Here is a 20,757-nt window from a genome sequence, read left to right as displayed (position 1 = left end):
GATCAGATCAGATGATTACGCTGTGCAAACTTGGCCATGTGGACCACAGACGACATGCGCAGCTTCTCCTTGAGTCGCGTCTTGTAGGTGCTGATGGTCTTGTGGCTGAGTAACATCTGATTGGCAATTTCGTTATTGCCCAAGCCCAGGGCCAGCATCTGCAACACTGCCAACTCGCGATCTGACAGGGCTTGCACCAGTTCCTGCTCCGTGGACTGCAGATCGTCACGGCGCACCGAACTGCTCGGCAAACTGGGGAAGCAACTGTAGTTGGACATCACCGCTTTGATAGCCTTTTGCAGCTCATCCAGCTCACCGGTCTTGGCCACGAACCCCATGGCGCCGGCACGCATGCAACGCGCCGAAAAAAACTCCGGAAGGTACGAGGTCAGTACCAGAATCTTGCACGGCAGGCCCAACGCCTTGACCCGACTGATCACCTCAAGCCCCCCCAGCTTCGGGATCGCCAAATCAAGAATGATCAACGCCGGACGCCCCTCTCTGGCCTTCTGCACAGCGTCCGCACCGTTGCCCGCTTCATCGATTTCGGTGAAACCTTCCAGCGTCAGCAGATGCCGGACGGTTTTACGGATAAACGGATGATCATCAACTATTAGCGCTTTAGTCATAAAACTCCCCTGAGAGGATAAGTACCCTTACACATCACACGGGACACAGGTACCTGTGAGAAATGACAGTGCCGACCAGCGGTGCTGCACCTACTCAGGACAATAACCAGGCTGTTCCTGGTCCCTTCGATTGAAGCCGGCCGAACACGTACAGCCAAACCGATGCCGCCGGCTAGCTGCAAGCGCGCAACCTTAGCAACGAAATGACGTTTCATCCGAAGGGATAGTCCCAAGCGTATGTAGGACTTTTCCTCACGAAACATGACCAAGCCAGCGCCTGGTCATGCGTGAGGTGCGCCGGTTAATCAGTAGTGCTCGGGCTCCAGAACGCCTGCACCACCAGGGTCGATGTGGAAATACGCGCTACCAGCGCATCCAGTTCGTCGCCGTCTACCGAGGTCGCGACCAGGGTGGCCTCGATCTCCACCTCTTCACTGCCAAACGGCCGGACGTCAACGTCGCTCGCCGGGTAGTTGCAGCGCGCCAGCTCGGCTTCGAGCAACACCATCACCGCCTGTTGCTGGCTGCGCCGCGCGATGACATAGAGGATGTTGGTCACCTCTGCCGACACCACGTCCAGAGGCTGACGGTTGATGTTGTTGACGATCGGGCGCAGCAGCGTGTTGGCCGCCAGTACAAACAGCGTGCCCAGCAGCGCTTCGAGGATCAGGTCGGCGCCCGCACAAGCGCCCACGGCTGCCGAGGCCCACAGGGTGGCGGCAGTGTTGAGCCCGCGCACGTTGCCTTCTTCGCGCATGATCACGCCAGCCCCCAGAAAGCCGATGCCCGAGACCACGTACGCGACCACCCGAACCGCGCCTTCAGCGCCGCCCAGCCGGTTGGCCATGTCGACAAAAATCGCCGCACCCACGGCCACCAGCACATTGGTGCGTAAACCCGCCGTGCGCTGGCGGTACTGACGCTCGAAGCCGATCAAGCCACCGAGGATAAACGCCGCGCTGAGGCTGACGACAGTATCGACCAAGGAATTGAGGTTGATGTTGTTGATTGCTTGCATAGGAAATCCTCCCTGTTTATTGCCAGCCAAACTGACGGATACAGATACCCTTGGCCCGCCCACCGTAAAAGGCAGGCGCGTCCGTAGCAGCCTGAATGCTTTCAGGTGCTGGTCAGCGTCGATGAGAGGGATGCAGGCAGGTGCCAGGACTGGCCGCTGCCGGAATGCCGCTTCTCGCTTTTTTCAGGCGAGACAACGGCACAGGAAGAATGCGCGTTATCTTGCCAAGGATGTGCCGGTTACTGAAACCGGCCGACAACTGTCACTCGAACAAGTACCCACTGAGGGTCTCCGCTATTGATGAAAACGCGCGGAGTTTACGCCGCGTTTTCGCGTGAGTAAACCGTAGGAAAGTTTACCGATGACCAACAGGCCGCTTCTTCAGCGCGAGTTCAGGAAGCGTTTTCCAGGCGTCATCCCGATCAAAGGTGGGAGGGAAATGGTCACTGCAGATCAGGTCTATGTACATCGGTTATGACGGCGTACCCGGCCGATCACGCTCGACCTTTTCCAGGTATTCATCCATCCGCCCACCCGCCAATGCCTTGAGCTGAATCGACACCGTATTCACCTGCCGCCCCATCGTAATTCCCTCGCGGGTGCGCACCGGCACATACCCAAGCTTGGGCCAGAACCGCTCGGCCCTGGTGTTGCCGACCACCACCGTCAGCCGCAGCCATTGGGCGCCTTTGCTCGCAGCCCAGGATTCGAGATCGGCATGCAACTGTCGCGCAAGCCCGGTGCCGTGCAAACGCGTATGCACCAGCAGCAATCCGATATGCCAAACCCCGGCAGCGAGCAAATCCGCGGCAATGTTCACCACGGCGACCAACTGATCCTGCGCATCGCGGTAACCCAGCCAGTACATCCGGCTGCAGCGCCACCCTGCCGGCAAATAGCCCTGCAGTTCTTCGCGCGCTTCAGTCGGCCCGGCCGGCTCGCCATTGACCGCGATGAAATAGGCCGGCGCCTGTTCGAAAAAATGCTGCAGCTCAGCCGCGTCTCTGCCCAGCAATTCAACCACCCGGATGCCCGCGACGGAGCAGCCCGGCAACGCCTCAACATCAACGTCCATGTTCACTTTCCTTCAGTCATCGCGCGTCAGCACTTCCAGCAACTCGATTTCAAAGCGCAGGTTGCTGTTGGGTTTGATGTGCGCGCCCATCGAACGCTCGCCATACGCCAGGTGCGCCGGTACACACAATGTGCGTACACCGCCGACGCGCATGCCCATCAAGCCCTGGTCCCAGCCTTTGATCACGCGCCCGGTGCCGATCACACACTGAAACGGCTTGCCGCGTTCCCAGGACGAATCGAACACCGTACCGTCTTCCAGGGTGCCGGTGTATTGAGTGGTGATCAGTGCGCCCTTGACCACGGTTTTACCGTCGCCCAGGCGGATGTCAGTGATCTGAAGGTCTTGGTTGCTCATGGGATGCTCGTTGAATACCAGAAGGTGGGCGTTTTCCCAGAATCACCGGCGTTTGGCAAGCACCTGCGCACGGCCCAACGGAGTGCGGACAGCAATGCCCCCCTGCCCGCTCGCAGCCATTCAAGGCGCCGGGCGCAAGCCCATGTGGAGTTGCAGCGCCTCGATCAAATGAAATTGATAAAGATAGCGCTCGTGCTGGAGCGGCTCCCACCGATCAATAAAGAAGTGCCCGCGCTCGTCCACTTGAATCGGCGTGGTGACAATGTCGCCGCTGCGCGAACGATGCACCAGCAGCGTCTGGTCGGGCGCCGGGCGCTCGATCAAAAAATGCCCGGCGTGCGTGAGGCGTGAGCGGTCGGCGGGCTTGAACGCCTCCGGCGGCTTGCGGCCGGCCACCGCCACATCAAGGGCAAAGTCACTGCGCATGGCCACCCATTCATCAGGGCGCAGGGGCCTGTTGGCCGCCTCCCATTTTCCCGCCCGCAAGCCAACAGGCTGGCCGGGCGCCACATCGTTGACATGCAGGCTGATGGCGCCCTGCAACCTTGCCAGGCCAGGCACGCCCAGGAACGTGTCGGTGTGGGTGTTGCCCATCAACGCCACCCAGCGATGCGGGCCATGTGCAGCTTGATCCTGGGTGATGACCTCATTGGCAAAATAGCTGAACATCGCCGTGCGCGACGTTCCTTTATCCGGCATGCCATCGACGCAGTAACTGGCGAAGCAATCCAGCGCACGCACGCGAATCTTGTACTTGGCGGCAGTTTCGATCACCGCGGTGTAAGTGTGCGGCCCTTTATAGCCCAACATATGCCCACGGTCCTGTATCCGCAGATAGTCCTTGAGCGCCTTGGACATCGGACTGCCTTGGTACAAGGCATCAAGGTCCGCCTGATGCAGGTCCGTCAGCAGGTGCTCAACATAGAGCGTCTTGACCTTCATGGTCTTCAGTTCCTTGATCAACAGCGCCTTGCTCGATTGCATGCTGTGCGCCTCGCCGATCAATACCCCGTTTGAATGGGCATAGGCGCGCTCGAAGAACTCACGCGCGGTGAGGCCGGGTGACAGCTGTGGCTGCGGCGCCGCAGCGGGTGGCACGTGGTCTTTGAAATGCGCGCCGGCCGCCGCGTCGAGACGTTCGCGAGTCCGCTGGAAGGCCGTGTAGGCCGGTCGAAGCGCCGGGTTGCCGGGGAAATACCGCGAATCCAGACCCTTTGGCGAATCTTTCAGCGTGCGCAATGCTTCACGCAGCGCAGAGGGCATCTCGAACACGCTGTAGCGGTGCTGCGACGGGGGCGGCAACGCCTGCGCCTGGGGTTGGGTGTAAGCGGTCTGCAGGGTGAGCTTGAAATCAGCCTTGGCCAACGCATCATCGGGAATCGAGCCGGGCGTGTCTTTCCACACCCCGACCGGCGTGCCGACGCTGACATCCTCGACACGCAGGCTCACGGCGCCGTGCAGGTCGGCCAGGCCGGGGACTTGCTCATGGGTATTCATGCGTCGGTGATCCACCAGTGCCACCCAAGCGTCGTCAGGGTTGGCCGCCACGTCGGCGGCGATCACCTTGTGGGAATAGAAGTTGCGCAGACGGTTCTCGCGAGGCGTGAGCACCGAGGTGCTGCCCCCCGCCAATGCATCGTCCAGATAGTAGGAGGTGGATGCATCCAGCGCCCTCACCTCAATGCCGTGGTCAGACGCCGCCTGCACCAGCGCCTGATAGGAATAGGCGCTGTCCTTGGGCATGCCCAACGCTTTATCGACGCTCTTGAGGTGCGTGTCGAGGCTCTTCGACGCCTTGGCGGTGTGGCGTGTTTCCAGCTTGGCCCGAAACACATCGGCGGGCAGGTACTCGATGTACAGACGCCGCACGCCGTGGTCGTGCAAGGCTTGCAGGGTGTCGATCAGGAACTGCTTGCTGGCAATCGAATCCACGCTCGCGCCGATCACCAGCCCTTTGCTTTCACTGAGCAGCTTTTGCAGGATGACTTCATGCAGGGCGTCAGGCTCAACACTCAGTACATCGGCCCGGGGAACAATCGGGGCCAAGGCATCAAAGTAAGCGTTGGCGTCACGGGTCAGGTTGTCCACTGCCGTGCCATACGGCGCGCGCAGGTGGAACAGCTGCTTGCCCATGATGTCCCTGGCGATCTGCTCGCCATACGGGTCGGCGATGCGCGCGAAGGCCGCCTCCACGGCGCCAGGGGTCACCACATGCTCCAGGTCTTTCAACAACGCCTGCGGGGTTTCGTAACGCTCCAGCGGGCTGACGGCGACGGGCAGTTTTTCATATTTGGGTGCGCCACCCGCAACACCGGCACGCATCCACTGGCCTTGAGTATTACGATGGACCAGCCGGCCGGTGGACTGCAATTTCCCGGTTGCAGCATCCTGCCTGAGCAGCAGGAAACGCCCCAGAGCGTCGGGCGTTTTGCGGGTCCATAACGCCTGGCCTTGGAACATCACCGCTTGCAGATCATCGAAGGCCGGCGTTGGCGCCTCCAGTTGTTTGATCAACGACAACGCTTGTTCCTGCGGCGCGGTATGCAGCAGCGGACGTATCGGCTTGCCCAACGGGCTGATCAGCGCCGGGCGCAAATCAGTGAATACCGCGCCGGCGCTATTGAGCAGGTAGCCAAGGTAGTGCCCGAAGGCTTCACCCATCTGCCCCTGGTTGTACGCGTGCAGGGCGAGCATCCCATCCTTGAAAGCCAGCGACATGCCCAGGCTCAGGCTCAGCACCGGGTAAGGCGCGGTGGCGATGGCAACGAGGGGTTCGATAACGCTCCACACCAGGTCCATGATCATGTGCGCACGGTTGACGGAGGTTGCCTCGACGTCGTCTATCTTGCGCTGCAGCTTGGCGTCGTACAGCGCCTGGCGAAGGTTGAGCACTACCGTCTCGCGACTGATCGGGTCATACCGGCCAGGGCTGGGATGGCTGCGGTTTAGGGTCTGCGGCAGTTGCTTTCTGGCGTTCTCCAGAAACCCATGCACGCGGGCCTTTGCCTGCGCGCCCACCCGCTCGGCGAGGTAACCGACCATGCCATCCACGTGTTTCAACACATAGTTGAACAGCCGCGCGTGGCGAAAGGTGACGCCATCCGGCGCATTCGGCGTGTAGAGCAGCACCGGGTCATGCCCGCGCTTGAACAGGAAGGTGTCGATCACCCATTCGCCGTCCACAAACAGCCGGTGCACCTGGTAACTTTCGCGCACCTGGTCGGAGGCATTGCCCAGGCTCTGCAGGCAGGTGTTCAGCCAGTCCAGGTCAGCCTGGGAGATATGGCCTTGCAAGCGTGATTCGAGGGCAGCGTTGCGCATCTGCAATTGGCTGATGGCCAGCGTTGCGTTACGTCGGAACACATAGCCGGGGCTGCTGGGGCTTTGCAGGGTGTTGCGCACGTGGTCGACATAGCGCTGGCCGATCCACACGCCCCGCACCGAGCGCGACACCGCTTCAGGCGTCAAGCGGCTGAGGTCGACGCCGGCTGGGCCGGTAAAGGTCGCCGAGGTTTCAAACTTGGGGTCCAGAAACCCCACGCTGTCGTGATAACCGTCGCGCAGCAATCGGGTGTACGTGACGGAGTCCGGCGTCGTAAGCCCGGGAAACGCCTGGGGGTAATGGACGTGGACCGTATTGGGGTCGACGTCCTGCGCGGCACGCCCGAGCAGCGCGTTCAGGCGAATTCTGGCCTGTTCATGCACAAAGCTCGCAAAGGTCGGGAACAGCGCCTGGCCGTGCGGATCGGCATGGTAAGTGCGCAAGGCGCCCTCGGTGTCCTGCGCCAGGCCGGTGAGCGTCTGGCGCTGCGCCTGGCTGGCCGAACTGAACCACAGCGGCGTGGCGAACGTGAGATCGTCGCCCATCGTAGCCAGCATGTGTTGCGCCAGGGCTTTTAGACCGGCGGCGTAATCGGCAACAAAGGTGAACCTGACCTCGTGGTACTCCTGTGCATGCGGTTTGAGGCTCAGGCCCGTGAGAATCCGTTGCATGGAGGGGCGAAAACGCAGCGACAGTGTACTGAGGACATACCCCTTCATGGCGGGCTGGGTGCACCAGCCAAGCAGGTACGCCTTGCAGCTGGCCTCGGTGTCAAACGCCTGGAACTGCGTCGCGCTGGGGGCCTCGGGCGTGCACAGCAACAGGCGTTTGACTTCACCCTTGGCGTCCGTCTGACGCAGCAGCCACAACCCATTGAGCTGTGCCTCGTGCAGCGACACGGTAGCGGCGCTGAGGTTTTCGCCGCGGCCCTCACGCAGAGCCTGAATCAATGCGTAGTCGGCCTCGCTCAAATGGTGTTGCAACACTGCCGTGTACGCCAGGGCGTTGAGCCGGTGGTCGAACATCGATTCGATCGCCTGCTTGACCACCGGGCTGCTGTGGCTTTCTTTTAGCACCGTGGCAAACGCCAGGCGCGGTTGCAGGCGGCCCAGCAAACTCGCCAGGTAGGCCGGCGTCAGGTCCTGATACTCAGCGTTCAGCGGCGTCTGGCCATAGGTCAGCGTGGTTCTGGTGAGGAAGTCCGACCCTGGCGCCTCATCGCCCTTGTGCAACCCGCGCAAGGCCAGCAGGGTCAGGCTTTGTTGCTGCTCGTAGTCGCCCACACCCGCTACGCTACGCCCGGTGCTGACCTGCAGCAGATCGGGGTCCAGGTCGTGGATTTGCAGCTCGTCGGCCAAGTGCTCGACCACCTGATAACGCGCCAGCGCCGACGGCGTGGCGGCCGGGCCCAGCAGGTCGAGCATCGTCGCGCGCGCCTGGTTATAGCTGGCCAGCAATTGGGCCAGCAGGGTTCGTTGCGCAGTATTGGCGCTGCGATACCAATCCGGGGCGCTGTAGCGCAAGCAGCGGTCAAGCAAGCGCTGGGCGTGCAATGCCAGGCGCGGACCGAGGTCGGGCAGCGTCGTCTGGATCGCCAGATCAAGGTCAGCCACCACCTCGCGTGCCGTGCGCCCCGGGTTCCCCACCAGGTCGAGCGCCCAGTCGATATCCTGCTCACGCTTGGCCGTCAACGCGTCAACCGTGTGCTCGAACAGCGGCTCAGCGTCGATCGGTTCCAGCGCCAGCGGCCAGACGCCGGCCGGGCCCAGGGCTTGGTAGCGTCTGGGCAGCAACGCCATGATTTCGCTGCGCCACGCCGCGTTGTCCATGGCGTTCAGCAGGTAACGGTCGAGTTCTTCCAGCGAGTTGAAAGATTCGATCCCGCGCAGCGGGTTGAACATCAGCACGTTGCCCACCGATTCGCCGCCGGTCAGCGTGCTCACCCGCGGATGCTTGAGCGTGGTCAGCACAAACGCCCCGGCGAACTCAATGCGCCGCGCCTGGTAGGTAAAAGTCAGCGCATACAGGCCGGGACGAAACGCCGGGCCCAGCGAGATTTGCGTGATCTGGCGCGCCATCTCCGGGTGCAGCAGCCGGTCGTTGAGGTCACGCTGTGCCTCCTGTTCCAACGCGGTAATGCCTGCTTCGTTGCTGAGGAAACTGCGCAGCCCCTTGCCGTTGATCACGCTGTGCCCTTGCATCGCTTGCACTTGAGCGTTCAACTCGCGCCGCAGACGCGCCAGCAATGCCTTGCCGTCGGCATGCTGCAGGTCGGCGGTTTCCAGGGGCTGATACAGCGCACGCAGCGTGGCGGCGAGCGCCTCGCAGTGGCTTCGTAGCGTGCGGTGCAAACGCTGCAAATACGCCTGCTCGGCGCCGACAGGTTGCTCGGGCAACAGCGGCGCCGGCTGCTCGAACACGTGATGGCCGATCTGGTTGAGGTAACCCTTGATCTCGCTGAAAGAAGGAACGGGTGTGGCAGAAACGGCGGTGCTCATTGGTCGTGGCTCCATACGATGAAAGAGGCATCAGCATGGAGAACGGCCGGTACGCGCGGTGTTAGATAGATAGTGGCGAGGGCGCGTGTTCCCGCGCCACGACGATATCGTTGAGCCTTATCTGAGTGGCAGGGCCGCGGCGTGCTTTACAGCCAATGCCAGAACCGGCTCCAGAAGCCCCGCCCCAAATCATCCTTGCAGCCTGCATATTGCGCCGCATACATCTGCGAGCGCGCCTGCACTTTGCTGGCCACCGGCGGCAGCCAGGCTTTGGCGGCGTAAGTGCGCTGGCGGTAACCGCCCCAGCCTTCGTGATAGTTCAGGTACTGGCCGTAGGCGTCGTATTTGTACACGCCGTTGATGGTGTAGGTCTTGTCCATGTACCAACCGACAAAATCGATAGCGTCGTCGAAGTCCTGGCGACTGGCGCCGCTGCGGCCCGTGCTTTTGCGGTAGTCGTTCCACACTTCATCCTTGGCCTGGGCATAGCCGGCGGCAGTAGAGACGCGGCCCCAGGGGATGATCCACAGCAGGTATTTGCGCGGCGCCAGGGCATCCTGATGGAAACCGGACTCCTGGTACATGATCGCGAACGGCACCTGGATCGGCACACCCCAGCGCTTTTGCGTGACTTTGGCGGCGTCGTACCAGTCGCCCTTTTCACGGAAGATGCCGCACAGGTCATTCGGCGTGCGTGGCGGCGAGGTGCCGCACGCCGCCAGCATTGAGGTGAGGAGTAACAGTCCGACGGCTTTGCCTGCGCTCAAGGGGCACCTTTGCGTGATTCGCGTAAAAGGCCGCTATTTTACGCATTCATTCAGGCACATAGGTTATCGGCTTCGCCCTTTAACCTGTGGGAGCGGACTACACCTGGCCCACAGCAGTGATGTCGTCGCGAATGTTCACGAATGCGCCTCGGCAAATTCCACCGGCCCACCCAGCCAGCACCCTTGAACCTGCCCCGCCGCGTCCCGGCGAAACCGCAGGGAAATCTGCGACGGCCGGATCATGCGCGGAATCGGGCCATGAAAGATTGGCAATCGAACTGAAGGAACCCAATCAACTGTGGGGGCGAGTGTGACCCAGGCATGTCAGCAGCGCCGCCACTCATCCGGCGACCTACCCAGCACACACCGAAACACATGGGCCAGGTGCGACGGCGATTCATAGCCGACGCTGTTGGCGTTCTCCAGAACCGACATGCGCGTATGCCGCAGCAGTGAGTGATGAGGAAGAATGGCTGCGTTGCGGCGGCACGCACACGAACTGGCGGTCGAGCACCGACGTGCTGCGCCCGCTGTCTTCGTCCTTGAAGCCCAACACGCCATGCTCAGGCACTGCACGGGAATGGAGCGCTGACACTCGCATGTTTGGTGTCAGTGAAAAGCGGCGTCCCTGCCGCTGACACGGTTAAGCCAAAGGTACGCGGCGTGTGGTCAACGCCGTGCGGCCGACGAAGAAGCTCAGGGCCGCGCCCAACAGCAGCATGGCCAGGGTGCTCCAGGCTGCACGCGAGAGCTGTTTGGCGGCGACTTCGCCTGCTTCACGGGCCTTCTGCTCGGCCTGTTGCTTGAGCTCATCGACCTTTTGCATGGCTTGCTGATAAGCCTGCGCATAGTTGTCGACGATTTGCGTGGCCTGCTCTTTGCTCTTGCCGGTACGGGCCGCAACGATGTTGACCAGCGCGTCTTTATCCGCCGCATTCAACGCAGGTTCACCGGAGGCTTTCACGCGCTCGAACCACTGCTTGAGCTGATCACCGGCCTGGGCCGGGTTGGTCGCGGCATCCGTGGCCGTCTGCTTGCCATCGGCGGCAGCCTGGTCGGTTTTCTGCTCGACGTTGGCCGGGTCCAGTTCAGGCTTGCCACTTTGCTTGAGCAAGGTGTCGAGTTGGCCTTGCAGGCTGTTCCAATCCAGGTGGATGCCCTGCTCGTCCAGTTGCTGCTTGACGCTGTCGCTGATGCCTGGCGCTGCGGCGGCGATGCCGCTGCCGGCAGCCGACAGGCCTTTGCCGACAACATTGCCTGCCGTGCCCACCACGCTTGAGGCCAGCGCCGCCAGCAGCCAGGTGGTGAAGAGCGTGGTCAGCGTCCAGGTCAGCACGCCATGCAGGCCGCCGCGATCCGGCGCGGTACGCCCCGCCACAAACGCACCGACGGCAATGGCGACCAGCGTCGACACGAACAGCCAGATCCCGGCGCCCGTGCCGAAGCCACGCAACGGGTTACCGGCTTGCATCGGGTCGACCGCGCTCGCGCCGATGGCCGTGCCCAGCACGCTGAGCACCAGGTAGGTCACCAGGGCAATTGCACTACCGGCCAGCACAGAACTCCAGGACACGCGAAACGGTGAACGATTGGTTTCATAGACAGTGGTCATGATTAATCCTTTGAGTGGTTGACCGTTTTAGTCTGGCGAGCGCAGGGACGGCCGTCCTCGCGCAAATGCACCAGGCCTTCTGGTGCATTCGCACCCCGCGCCGGGCAATTTCTCTGCACTATCCTCAAGCCCGAGTGTCGTAACTGCCATGCGCCCATACCCCGGAGAGACCATGACCCAGGACGTTCTTGCCAAAGAAACCAACCGCCGCCAATTGCAGCAGATCATCTCCGGACTGTCCGACGGCGTGATCCTGGCCGAGGTTGACCAGACCATCCTCTGGGCCAACGAAGCGGCGTTGACCATGCACGGGGTCAGCGAGGTCGAGGCGTTGGGTGTCAATACTGCGCAATACGCCAAGCGGTTCGCGCTGCGCTATCGCAACAACCATCCGCTGCCGCTGGACAGCTACCCGCTCAGCCGCGTGGCCGCCGGTGAAGAGTTCAGCGATGTGGTGGTGGAAGTCACCCCCGCCGCCGACGAAAACCGCAGCTGGGTGCACCGCTTGCGCAGCCTGGTACTGACCGACACTCAGGGCGAACCCGAGCTGCTGGTGCTGATCCTCAGCGACGCCACCGAGTGGGCCAGCGCCGAGCAGCGCTTCGAGAAAACCTTCAACGCCAACCCGGCGCCCGCCGTGATCTGCCGCTTGAGCGACCTGCGCTATATCAAGGTCAACCAGGGTTTTCTGGAAATGACCGGCTACAGCCGCGATCAGGTCATCGGTCGCTCGGTGTATGAACTGGACGTGCTGGAGCAGGCCGAGCGCAAGGACCTGGCCGTCCAGCGCCTGGGCGAAGGTGCAACCATCCCGCAGATGCAGGCCGAGCTGCGCCTGCCCGAAGGCGGCAGCAAGCTGGTGATCGTCGCGGGCCAGCCGCTGGACATGAACGAGGAAGACTGCATGCTGTTTTCCTTCACCGACCTGGAGCCAAGGCGCAAGGCGGAAATTGCCCTGCGCCAGAGCGAGGAGCGCTTTGCCAAATCGTTCCGTCTGACGCCGGTGCCGACCCTGGTGTGCAGCGCCGCCAACCGGCAGGTGGTGGATATCAACGAAGCGTTCATGAACATCACGGGCTACACCAGTGAAGAGCTGATCGGCAAGACCATCGACGAGATTCACTTCATCGACAGTCCCCAGGCAGGCGCGCAACTGTTTGCGACGCTGGAAAAAGCCGGCAACCTCGACGGCCTGGACCTCAAGGTGCGCAAAAAAGGCAGCGAGGTGATCGATTGCGTGGTCTCCGCCGACACCGTGCTGATCCAGGATGTGCCGTGCTATTTGCTGGTGATGATGAACATCACCGAACGCAAACGCTCAGAGCTGGAGCTGGTGGCGGCCATCGAGGAAGTGATGCAGGACGCCTCCTGGTTCAGCCAGACGCTGATCGAGAAACTGGCCAACGCCAAGAGCGTCAACAGCCCCAATTTGCCAAACGTGGCCTTCACCGACCTGACGGCCCGTGAACGCGATGTGCTGGGTTTGATCTGCGAAGGCCTGGCCGACAAGGAGATTGCCTCGCGCCTGAAACTGGCGCCGAACACCGTGCGTAACCATGTGGCCACGGTGTACTCCAAGCTGGGGGTGCATAGCCGCAGTGCGGCGATCGTGTGGGCCCGTGAACGCGGGCTGTTTGCCGGGGAATTACGGGTAAAAAGCAAAAAATAAAGTGCAAATGCACTAGTAAGACCGGTGCAAATTCGCCTTATTTGCGCATAACGAGGTGCTTAACCTTGAAGGGTGGGCACAGGGCTTTGAGTCCCGTGCCGTATTGGTTTGATCTCTTGAAGGAATGCACTATGAAAAGCGAACAAGTCAAAGGCGCCGTCGAGAAAGTTGCAGGCAAGGCCCAGGGTTTTCTTGGCGACCTGACCGGTGATGAGCAGTTGCAAGCCGAAGGCGTTGCGCGCCAGGCCGCCGGGCAACTGCAGCAGACCTATGGCGACGCGCTGGATACAGTCAGTGATTTCGCCCGCAATAAACCGCTGGCTACCGTCGCCGTTGTCGCCGGTGCAGGCCTGCTGGTAGGCCTGCTGCTGCGCCGTCGTTGAGGAGCCTGAGCAAGATGTTCACCCTTTCTCAATTGCGTAATTGCATCGAAGAAGGCCTGTCGCCTCTGACCTGCGAGTTCACCTTGTGCCGGGATGCTTCGTTGACCCTCAAGGTGTTCGACGCCCAAACCGGCCGGGTCGACCTGGTGGTGACCGGGATCAGCACCAACCGGCTGCAGACCCCGCAGGAAGTGGAAAAGATGGTGGAAGAGTTGCGCTACGAATTGCAAAGCAACAACGTCGGCAAGCTTACGTTGGATGATTTGCCTTTAGCGACGCACCCATGAAATAGAACACCCCGCCACCGACGGTAAACGCCCCCAGCATGTAAAACATGTAGTGGGCCGGCAGGCTGGCCAACACCAGCCCACACAACACCGGCCCCAGCGCGGCGCCCAGGTTGGACAGGTTCTGTGCCCCGTAATACATGCCGCGCAGGTGGTCAGGGGCAATTCGGTCGATAAACATGTACTCGGCCGGAAACACGATGATCTCCCCCACGGTAAACACCGCCATCGCCAGCACCCACCACAGCACGCTGGTGGCCAAGGCAAACCCAATCACACCCAGCATAAACATGCCCAGGCCAGCGATCAGCCACTGGCTCAGGTGGCGGTGCGAAATGCGCCGGCCAATCACATACTGCAGGGCAATCACCAGGACGGCGTTGGTGGTGAGCACGGCGCTGATCACGGTGTAGGTATATTGCGCGGTGGTGGTTGTCACCAGGTACTGCGACAGATACGCCGTGAACTGACCGAACACCACTGCACTGAGCACGCCACCGAAGGTGAAACACACCAGGCGATGGTCGCTGAGCAGCACGCGGCCGACGGCGAGAAACGCCAGCGGTTTGTGCGTGGCATCGACGCTGGCCAGGCTGCGATCACCCCAGCGCCAGTACAGCAGGAAAAACCCCAGGCCCAGCAGCGCCGAGAGAACGAAAGGCAAGCTGATATCCACCTTGGCCACCATCGCGCCAAAAAACGGGCCGACGGCATAGCCGATATTGGTCAGGGTGTACTTGATGGAAAACACTTCGCTGCGCGCGTCTTCGGGCAGCAAGCTGGCGAAGCCGGCCTTGATGGCGATGTCGATGACGGCATAGGCCAGGTTGATCAGGATCAGGCAGCTGTAGAACAGCCAAATGCCCTGAGCCACGACGGTGCCGATAAACCCCAGCACAAACAGCGCGCTCAAGCCCAACAACAGCCTGTAGCTGTTCACGCGGTCCACCAGAAAGCCGCCATACACGCTGAGCAATGAGCCGACAATCAGCGAACTGCCGATCACCAACCCGACATGAGTGATGTCGAGGCCGAAGTGACGGGTGAGGTAAATCACCAGGTAGGGAAAGGTAATGGCCTTGGCCAACGTCAGCAGTAACGTGGCGGACAGCAACAGGTTAACGGTGCGCGGGTAGTTTCTTATGGTGGCAAGCATCCTGCTCTCATCCGTTTGAGGTAACGCGACCTGTAGGGTCGGTTACCTTAACGCAAGAGCAGGCAAAAAAGACCGGTCATTTCTTGACGGGCGTGATCTCGAGAATCGTGCCGTTGGTGGTTTTGAGCAGCACGAACTTGTCACCCACGCGGGCCCATTGGCTGTCTTCTTCGGGTTGCTTGAGGCCGCGTTTCTTCCAGTCGCTGACCGCCGACTCCTTGCGCATCAGCATGTCCGGGGCGCGGTCGCCTTCTTTCAAATCGCGTGCGTTGATGCTCGAAGGCTTCACCGTTTCCTGCGGGGTATCACCGGCCTGCACGACAAAGCTGGCGGTGGACAGGCCCGCGGTCAGCAACAGGCAAGCAGCTAGGGTTTTGGACTTCATGGGTGCTCCTTCAATGAATGATGCGTACCCAGGTTCGGACCGCAGGCGCGCGGAATCATTCAGCCCGCCTTCAATCCTTGTGGCGAGGGGTTACACCGGCGTGCCTTGATGGAACACCATCCGCCACTGCCCTTCTTCCTGCCGCCACACTGAACTGCGCAACGATTCCCCGACGCCGTCGCGGTAACCGCGATAAGTCACCAGCGCCACCCTGTCACTGAGTGCTTTCACCGCAAACTCCATCATGCGGCGCGCACTGATAGCCTCATCCTGCAACCCGGCAATCACTTCGGCCTTACTGCCCCAGACATTGCCACTGGCGCCAAATTCGACAAAGTCATCCGCCAGCAAACGTTCAAGCTGCGCGGCATCGCTGCGTGTAGTGCTCTGCTGCAGCGCCTGCTCTAACGAAAACAGATGCGCTTCAAGATCCATCAGCCTTGCCCCCATGAAATTAATCCTGTAATTTTTCATGAAATTTCTCGACATAAATTTCATGACCCAACAACAAGAACTCGCCACCCTGGCCGCGCTGATCCACGACCTGCGCAAACACAAGAAACTCACCCTGGCGCAACTTGCGCAAAAAATCGAGCGCTCGGTGGGTTTCCTGTCACAGGTCGAACGTGGACTGTCGCGCCCCACCGTGGCGGACTTGACCGCCATCAGCCACGCCCTCGACGTGCCCACCACGTACTTCTACAGCCTGCCCAAACCCAAGGCGGTGGACTGGGTCACGCGCCCCAACGAGCGGCGCACGGTGTATTACGCCAACGGCATCACCGACATTCTGGTCTCGCCGAGCATGAACGGCGCCTTTTCGATGCTCGACAGCCTGCTCGCGCCCGGTGCCAACAGCGGTGAACACACCATGAGCGACCGCGCCGAGCAGGCCGGTTTTGTGCTGGAGGGCGAGTTGACGCTGTGGGTGGAAGGCGAGCCGGACGCGGTCACCCTTGGCGCTGGCGACAGCTTCCACCTGGCCAGTTTCGCCCATTGCCGTTACGCCAACCTGACTGACCTGCCCGCCCGCGTGCTGTGGGTTTACAACTAGGAGCAACACCCGTGAAAAACCAGTCTTCCACGTTGCTGGCCGAAGTACGGAGCTTTCGCCAGAACCACCCCGAGGTGCGTTATGTCGACCTGATCGCCCTGGACATTCCGGGGCATTTCTACGGCAAGCGCTACCCGGTGGACATGCTGGAAAAAGTCGCCGCCGGCAGCCCGCTGAAGCTGCCGCAAAACGCCGTGCTGCTCGGCGCGCAGGGCGGGCTGTTCAAGATTGGTGATTATTGCTTCCACGACGGCGATCCGGACGCCAACCGCCGTCTGGTGCCAGGCACGCTCAAGCCGGTGAGTTGGGAGTCGCAGCCGCTGGGGCAGATGCTGATCACCTCGGACGGCACCGAGGCGCCGATCGAGTTCGAACCGCGCGAAGTGCTGGCCAAGGTGCTCGAACGCCTGCAGCACAAGGGCATTCATCCGGTGGTGGCCTTCGAATTGGAGTTCTACCTGTTCGACAAAAAACTCGACAACGGCCTGCCGCAATTCGCCCGCGACCCGCTGAGCGAGGACGCCGATGACCAGCCCAACTTGCATATCGAGCGGCTGTCGCGCTTCAGCGAGGTGCTCGACGACATGGCGCAAACCGCCAAGGACCAGGGCATCGACATCACGGTGATCACCGCCGAAATCGGCCCGGGCCAGTTCGAAATCAATTTCGGCCACCTCGATGACGGCCTGCGTGCCGCCGACTGGGCCGCCCTGTTCTGCCGCAGCACGCGTGGCGTGGCACTCAAGCACGGTTACCGTGCCAGCTTCATGGCCAAGCCTTACCTGCAATTTCCCGGCAGCGGCATGCATGTGCATGTCAGCCTCTACGACGCGGCGGGCAATAATCTGCTCGCCGCGCACCAGCAACAACCGCTGCGCCATGCCGTGGCCGGGTGCCTGGAATTGCTGCCGCACTGCATGCCGATCTTCTCGCCCAACCACAACGCCTTCCGCCGCCTGGGTGGCACCGTCAACGCAGCGACCCGTGCCAGCTGGGGCTTTGAAGACCGCGATGCGTGCGTGCGCATTCCCGAGTCAGACCCGCGCAACCTGCGCATCGAGCACCGCCTGGCCAGTGCGGATGCCAACCCGTATCTGGTTCTGGCGGCGATCCTGGCAGGGCTTGAGCATGGCCTTGAAGCCAGGCAGGAACCCATCGCGCCCTTGAACGAAGACCGCCTCAGCGGCACCGAATTTCCCCTTGAGATGCTCGACGCCGTGCGCGCCATGCAACATCAGCCGGTGGTGCGCGATAAGCTCGGCGCAGAATTTGTCGACGTGTATTGCGAGAACAAACGCCAGGACCATCTGGCTTTTCAACACGAGATCAACGCGCGGGAATACCGCTGGTTTCTCTAACCCCCAGGAACCACCGATGCCCGAGCAAAGCGCGCCAGCGCTCAAGGAAATCTTCAACGCCGAACGCCTGCAGCACATCGCCCGCGAGATGTCGGCGGTGTACCCGGCGTTCGACGCCAAGGGTTTTCTCAAGCACGCCAGTGCCGGGCTTGCCGAGTTGTCGGTGATGCAGCGCATGGCGCGGGTCAGCGAAAGCCTGCACGCCGTGATCGCGCTGGATTACGCGCAAACGCTCAAGCTGCTTTACGCCCTTGCCCCGCGCCTGAACAGCGCGTTTGTCTGCCTGTGCCTGCCGCACTACGTGGCAACTTACGGCCAGGGTGACTTCAGGCGGTCCATGGCCGCGCTGAAATACTTCACCACTTTTGGCTCTGCCGAATTTGCCATCCGCCCTTTCTTGCTGAACGACTTCCAGCGCACCCTGGCGGTCATGCAGCAATGGTCGCTGGATGCCAACGAACACGTGCGCCGCCTGGCCAGCGAAGGCTCGCGCCCTCGCCTGCCGTGGTCTTTTCGCCTGGCCGAGGTGCAGGCCAACCCCGAACTGTGCGCGCCGATCCTCGACAACCTCAACGCCGACAGCAGCCTGTACGTGCGCAAGTCGGTGGCCAACCACCTCAACGACATCACCAAGGACCATCCGGAATGGGTACTCGGTCTGATCGAAGGCTGGAACCTGGACAACCCGCACACCGCCTGGATCGCTCGCCACGCCTTACGCAACCTGATCAAGCAAGGCAACACCCGCGCACTGACGATCATCGGCGCCGGGGCCAAGGCCGAGGTGAAGATGCATCACCTGGCCGTCACGCCAGCCGTGATCAACATGGGGGAACGGATCACGCTGTCATTCAGCCTCGAATCCACCGCGGCCGCCCCACAAAAACTGGTGGTGGATTACGCCATCGACTATGTAAAAAGCGCCGGCCACAGTGCGGCCAAGGTGTTCAAGCTCAAGGCATTCACCTTGGACGCGGGCGAACACCACAACATTCGGCGCGAACACCCTATTCGTGAACTGACCACGCGCAAGCACTACCCGGGCACGCATCGGGTGCGTGTGCTGGTCAACGGCGAGCAGCTCGGCAGCGCGGAGTTTGAACTGCGCAAACCTTGACCCAAATCAAGCAAAAGGCTCTAGTACGGGCCTTTCAGCCAGATAAATTGTCGAACAATCCTGGTTTTTGTTGTTGCGATCCATTATCATCCGGCGCCTTCTCACTGCCCGTTGGGCAGTTGTTTCAATGTGTCACCCGAGGCGCCAATGCACCGTTTGCACCGTTTTTCGTTTCACCGCTCTTTGATTGTCATCAGCCTGGGGCTGGTTACCCATTCTGTTAACGCCGCCCTGCAACCCATGGCCGAAGCCCCGCTGGCCAGTGACACCGAGCTGCATTGCCACTTCAACCGCGACGCCAGCACCGACTGCACCACCACCCAGCACTACACGATCCTCACACCCAACGGCCGCGAAATGCTCTCGCGCATTGACTTCGATTACGCCGAAGGCGACACCTTCGAGGTCATCAGCGCGCAGTCCACCCAGCCAGGTGCCAAGCCGGTCGCACTGGACGCCGCACAAATCGACACCCGCACCGCGCCCAACCCGGACCAGGGTTTCAGCCGCGACAAGCAGACCTCCCTGGCCTTCCCGAACCTGCGCGTGGGCACACAGATTCGCTACACCGTGCGCGAACATCGCGCGGCCAAACCGCTGGTGAGTCAGTTTCACTATGCCCTCACCTTCGGCCCCAGCGCGTTCCGTCGCGACCACGTCAAGGCGCGCTTTACCGCCGAACGGCCGATTCAGTGGCGCAGTGAGCTGTTCGACGGTTTCACCGTAACCCCGTCGGCCAATGGCAAGACGTTGGACGTGGTGCAAAAAGCCCCGACCTACCTCAACTACATCAACGAATCGTCCAGCGCTGCGCTACAGCGCATTCCGCGCCTGGAAGTGGGCAGCACCTTGGATCGCCAGGCGTACTTCGGTGATTTTGCCCAGCGCTACAACCAGATACTTGCCGCCAGGCTGCCTGCGCAAGCCGCCGCCGCTGTGGCCGCGGCCAGTGGCCTGGCGCCGGCGGAACAGGTCGCCGCGCTGATGCAGCACATCAACGATCACTACCGCTACCTGGGCGACTGGCGCGCGACAGAGCGTGGCTACGTGCCGTTCAACCTCGCGGAAATCGAGCAGCACGGCTACGGCGATTGCAAAGACCTCGCGATCCTGCTGACGGCGATGCTCAAGGCCAGCGGCATCAAGGCTGAAACCGCCTGGGTCAGCCGCGGCGACGTGGCGTACGCCTTGTTGATCCCCGGCACCAACGCACCGAACCACGCGATCGTGCGCGCCGAAGTGGACGGCCAGGTCTGGTGGCTCGACCCAACCAACCCGGTGTTTGCCCCAGGCCAGACCTTGCCCGACATCCAGGACCGCTGGGTGCTGGTCAACAACGCTCAGGGCCAGGTGCGCGAAGAACAGATCCCGCTGGAGCGCCCCGAAACCACTCTGCGTCTGGACAAACAGGTGCACTTTGACAAAAAGGGCAATGGTGCCACCCAGGCGACCATCACCTTCGGCCGCCTGCCGCTGATGCAAATGAGCGTGGCTGACCGCCAACAAGGCACCACCGCCACCGACCAGAACCTCTGCGCGCATTTTGGCAACGAGATCAGCGACTGCCAGATCACCCGCCAACCCACGACCTTTGTGGTGCACGACGGCTACACCGTCCGCGCCACGCTGAACGACCAGCATGCCCTGGAAAAACTCGCGAATGACTACGTCTATACCGATGAGTCACTCAAAGGGCGCTGGGATGGCTTCATCAACTACCGCCGTCACCATCAACAGGCCGACCTGTACCTGGGCAACCCGCAGACCTACGACTACAGCTTCACGCTGACCGGCGGCAAGATGGAAAAAGCCATCCCCGGCTGCCAGGTGCGCTCGCCTTGGTACGACCTGGACCTGGACGGCAAGCGTACGGACGACGGGCTGCGGTATCACTATCGCCTGAGCCAGAAAACGCATTGGCTGACCCACGCCGAGGTCGCCAGCGAAGCGTTTGGCAAAATGATTGACGAGGCGCGGGCGTGTGCCGAGCAGGTGCATCAGGTGATGAAGCTCTGAAGGCAACGTAAACGCAAATTCAATGTGGGAGCTGGCTTGTGTGGGAGCTGGCTT

At 61.6% G+C, this 20,757-nt stretch carries 19 protein-coding genes; 7 read left to right on the top strand and 12 right to left on the bottom strand.

The window, feature by feature from the left end:
- Positions 1-2 precede the first annotated feature (2 nt).
- The 9 genes from AB5I78_RS10860 to AB5I78_RS10820 all read right to left on the bottom strand — a co-directional run bounded on the left by AB5I78_RS10860 (position 3) and on the right by AB5I78_RS10820 (position 11,278).
- On the bottom strand, positions 3-629 hold the full coding sequence (locus AB5I78_RS10860; RefSeq protein WP_106579958.1) for a response regulator transcription factor: 627 nt from the start codon (positions 627-629) through the stop codon (positions 3-5).
- 301 nt (positions 630-930) lie between these two features.
- A complete protein-coding gene (locus AB5I78_RS10855) occupies positions 931-1,647 on the bottom strand; it encodes an MgtC/SapB family protein (RefSeq protein ID WP_119735498.1) in 717 nt (238 codons plus the stop codon).
- 472 nt (positions 1,648-2,119) lie between these two features.
- Entirely contained in the window at positions 2,120-2,722 is a 603-nt protein-coding gene (locus tag AB5I78_RS10850; RefSeq protein WP_369302719.1) for a GNAT family N-acetyltransferase, read from the bottom strand.
- A gap of 12 nt (positions 2,723-2,734) precedes the next feature.
- Entirely contained in the window at positions 2,735-3,079 is a 345-nt protein-coding gene (locus tag AB5I78_RS10845; protein ID WP_145163437.1) for an FKBP-type peptidyl-prolyl cis-trans isomerase, read from the bottom strand.
- 120 nt (positions 3,080-3,199) lie between these two features.
- A complete protein-coding gene (locus AB5I78_RS10840; RefSeq protein WP_369302720.1) occupies positions 3,200-8,899 on the bottom strand; it encodes a dermonecrotic toxin domain-containing protein in 5,700 nt (1,899 codons plus the stop codon).
- 146 nt (positions 8,900-9,045) lie between these two features.
- Entirely contained in the window at positions 9,046-9,666 is a 621-nt protein-coding gene (locus AB5I78_RS10835; RefSeq protein ID WP_145163433.1) for a hypothetical protein, read from the bottom strand.
- A 324-nt stretch (positions 9,667-9,990) separates the two neighbouring features.
- A complete protein-coding gene (locus AB5I78_RS10830) occupies positions 9,991-10,101 on the bottom strand; it encodes an AraC family transcriptional regulator (RefSeq protein WP_369302721.1) in 111 nt (36 codons plus the stop codon).
- Positions 10,064-10,267 carry a hypothetical protein gene (locus AB5I78_RS10825; protein WP_369302732.1) on the bottom strand — a complete coding sequence of 68 codons (204 nt, stop codon included), beginning with the start codon at positions 10,265-10,267 and terminating at the stop codon, positions 10,064-10,066. Before AB5I78_RS10825 ends, AB5I78_RS10830 begins: the two co-directional genes overlap by 38 nt.
- Before the next feature lie 42 nt (positions 10,268-10,309).
- Positions 10,310-11,278, bottom strand: a complete 969-nt coding sequence (locus tag AB5I78_RS10820; protein WP_106579945.1) for a hypothetical protein — start codon at positions 11,276-11,278, stop codon at positions 10,310-10,312.
- 172 nt (positions 11,279-11,450) lie between these two features.
- Here AB5I78_RS10820 and AB5I78_RS10815 point away from each other — a divergent pair, with 172 nt between their 5' ends.
- The 3 genes from AB5I78_RS10815 (at position 11,451) to AB5I78_RS10805 (ending at position 13,617) form a co-directional block, all read left to right on the top strand.
- The gene (locus tag AB5I78_RS10815; RefSeq protein WP_242200794.1) at positions 11,451-12,947 is read left to right on the top strand and encodes a PAS domain S-box protein; all 1,497 of its coding nucleotides are present in this window, start codon (positions 11,451-11,453) and stop codon (positions 12,945-12,947) included.
- A 131-nt stretch (positions 12,948-13,078) separates the two neighbouring features.
- Positions 13,079-13,330 (top strand): CsbD family protein, encoded by a 252-nt coding sequence (locus AB5I78_RS10810; RefSeq protein ID WP_145163429.1) that lies wholly within the window; start codon positions 13,079-13,081, stop codon positions 13,328-13,330.
- Between the two features lie 14 nt (positions 13,331-13,344).
- Entirely contained in the window at positions 13,345-13,617 is a 273-nt protein-coding gene (locus AB5I78_RS10805; RefSeq protein ID WP_145163427.1) for a DUF1652 domain-containing protein, read from the top strand.
- On the opposite strand, the gene AB5I78_RS10800 is transcribed toward AB5I78_RS10805, so the two are convergent.
- The 3 genes from AB5I78_RS10800 to AB5I78_RS10790 form a co-directional block, all read right to left on the bottom strand.
- A complete protein-coding gene (locus AB5I78_RS10800) occupies positions 13,580-14,773 on the bottom strand; it encodes an MFS transporter (protein ID WP_369302722.1) in 1,194 nt (397 codons plus the stop codon). The genes AB5I78_RS10805 and AB5I78_RS10800 overlap by 38 nt on opposite strands.
- Positions 14,774-14,849: 76 nt before the next feature.
- Positions 14,850-15,158, bottom strand: a complete 309-nt coding sequence (locus tag AB5I78_RS10795) for an RcnB family protein (protein WP_106579940.1) — start codon at positions 15,156-15,158, stop codon at positions 14,850-14,852.
- A gap of 90 nt (positions 15,159-15,248) precedes the next feature.
- Entirely contained in the window at positions 15,249-15,656 is a 408-nt protein-coding gene (locus AB5I78_RS10790; protein WP_369302723.1) for a DUF4440 domain-containing protein, read from the bottom strand.
- Between AB5I78_RS10790 and AB5I78_RS10785 the strand changes: the two genes are divergently transcribed.
- The 4 genes from AB5I78_RS10785 to AB5I78_RS10770 all read left to right on the top strand — a co-directional run bounded on the left by AB5I78_RS10785 (position 15,655) and on the right by AB5I78_RS10770 (position 20,703).
- Positions 15,655-16,212 carry a helix-turn-helix domain-containing protein gene (locus tag AB5I78_RS10785; protein ID WP_369302724.1) on the top strand — a complete coding sequence of 186 codons (558 nt, stop codon included), beginning with the start codon at positions 15,655-15,657 and terminating at the stop codon, positions 16,210-16,212. The two genes, AB5I78_RS10790 and AB5I78_RS10785, sit on opposite strands and share 2 nt — an antisense overlap.
- A gap of 11 nt (positions 16,213-16,223) precedes the next feature.
- Positions 16,224-17,570 (top strand): glutamine synthetase family protein, encoded by a 1,347-nt coding sequence (locus AB5I78_RS10780; RefSeq protein WP_262206233.1) that lies wholly within the window; start codon positions 16,224-16,226, stop codon positions 17,568-17,570.
- 16 nt (positions 17,571-17,586) lie between these two features.
- On the top strand, positions 17,587-18,687 hold the full coding sequence (locus AB5I78_RS10775) for a DNA alkylation repair protein (protein ID WP_369302725.1): 1,101 nt from the start codon (positions 17,587-17,589) through the stop codon (positions 18,685-18,687).
- A 156-nt stretch (positions 18,688-18,843) separates the two neighbouring features.
- Positions 18,844-20,703: a DUF3857 domain-containing transglutaminase family protein gene (locus AB5I78_RS10770; RefSeq protein WP_369302731.1), complete on the top strand. Its 1,860-nt coding sequence runs from the start codon at positions 18,844-18,846 to the stop codon at positions 20,701-20,703.
- The last annotated feature ends 54 nt before the right edge of the window (positions 20,704-20,757 follow it).

Origin of the sequence: Pseudomonas sp. N2-3-1-14 (genome assembly GCF_041228395.1) — a bacterium.
Lineage (GTDB): Bacteria > Pseudomonadota > Gammaproteobacteria > Pseudomonadales > Pseudomonadaceae > Aquipseudomonas.
The sequence above is the reverse complement of the archived record's forward strand: the minus strand, read 5'-3'. Positions and strand labels throughout refer to the sequence as shown.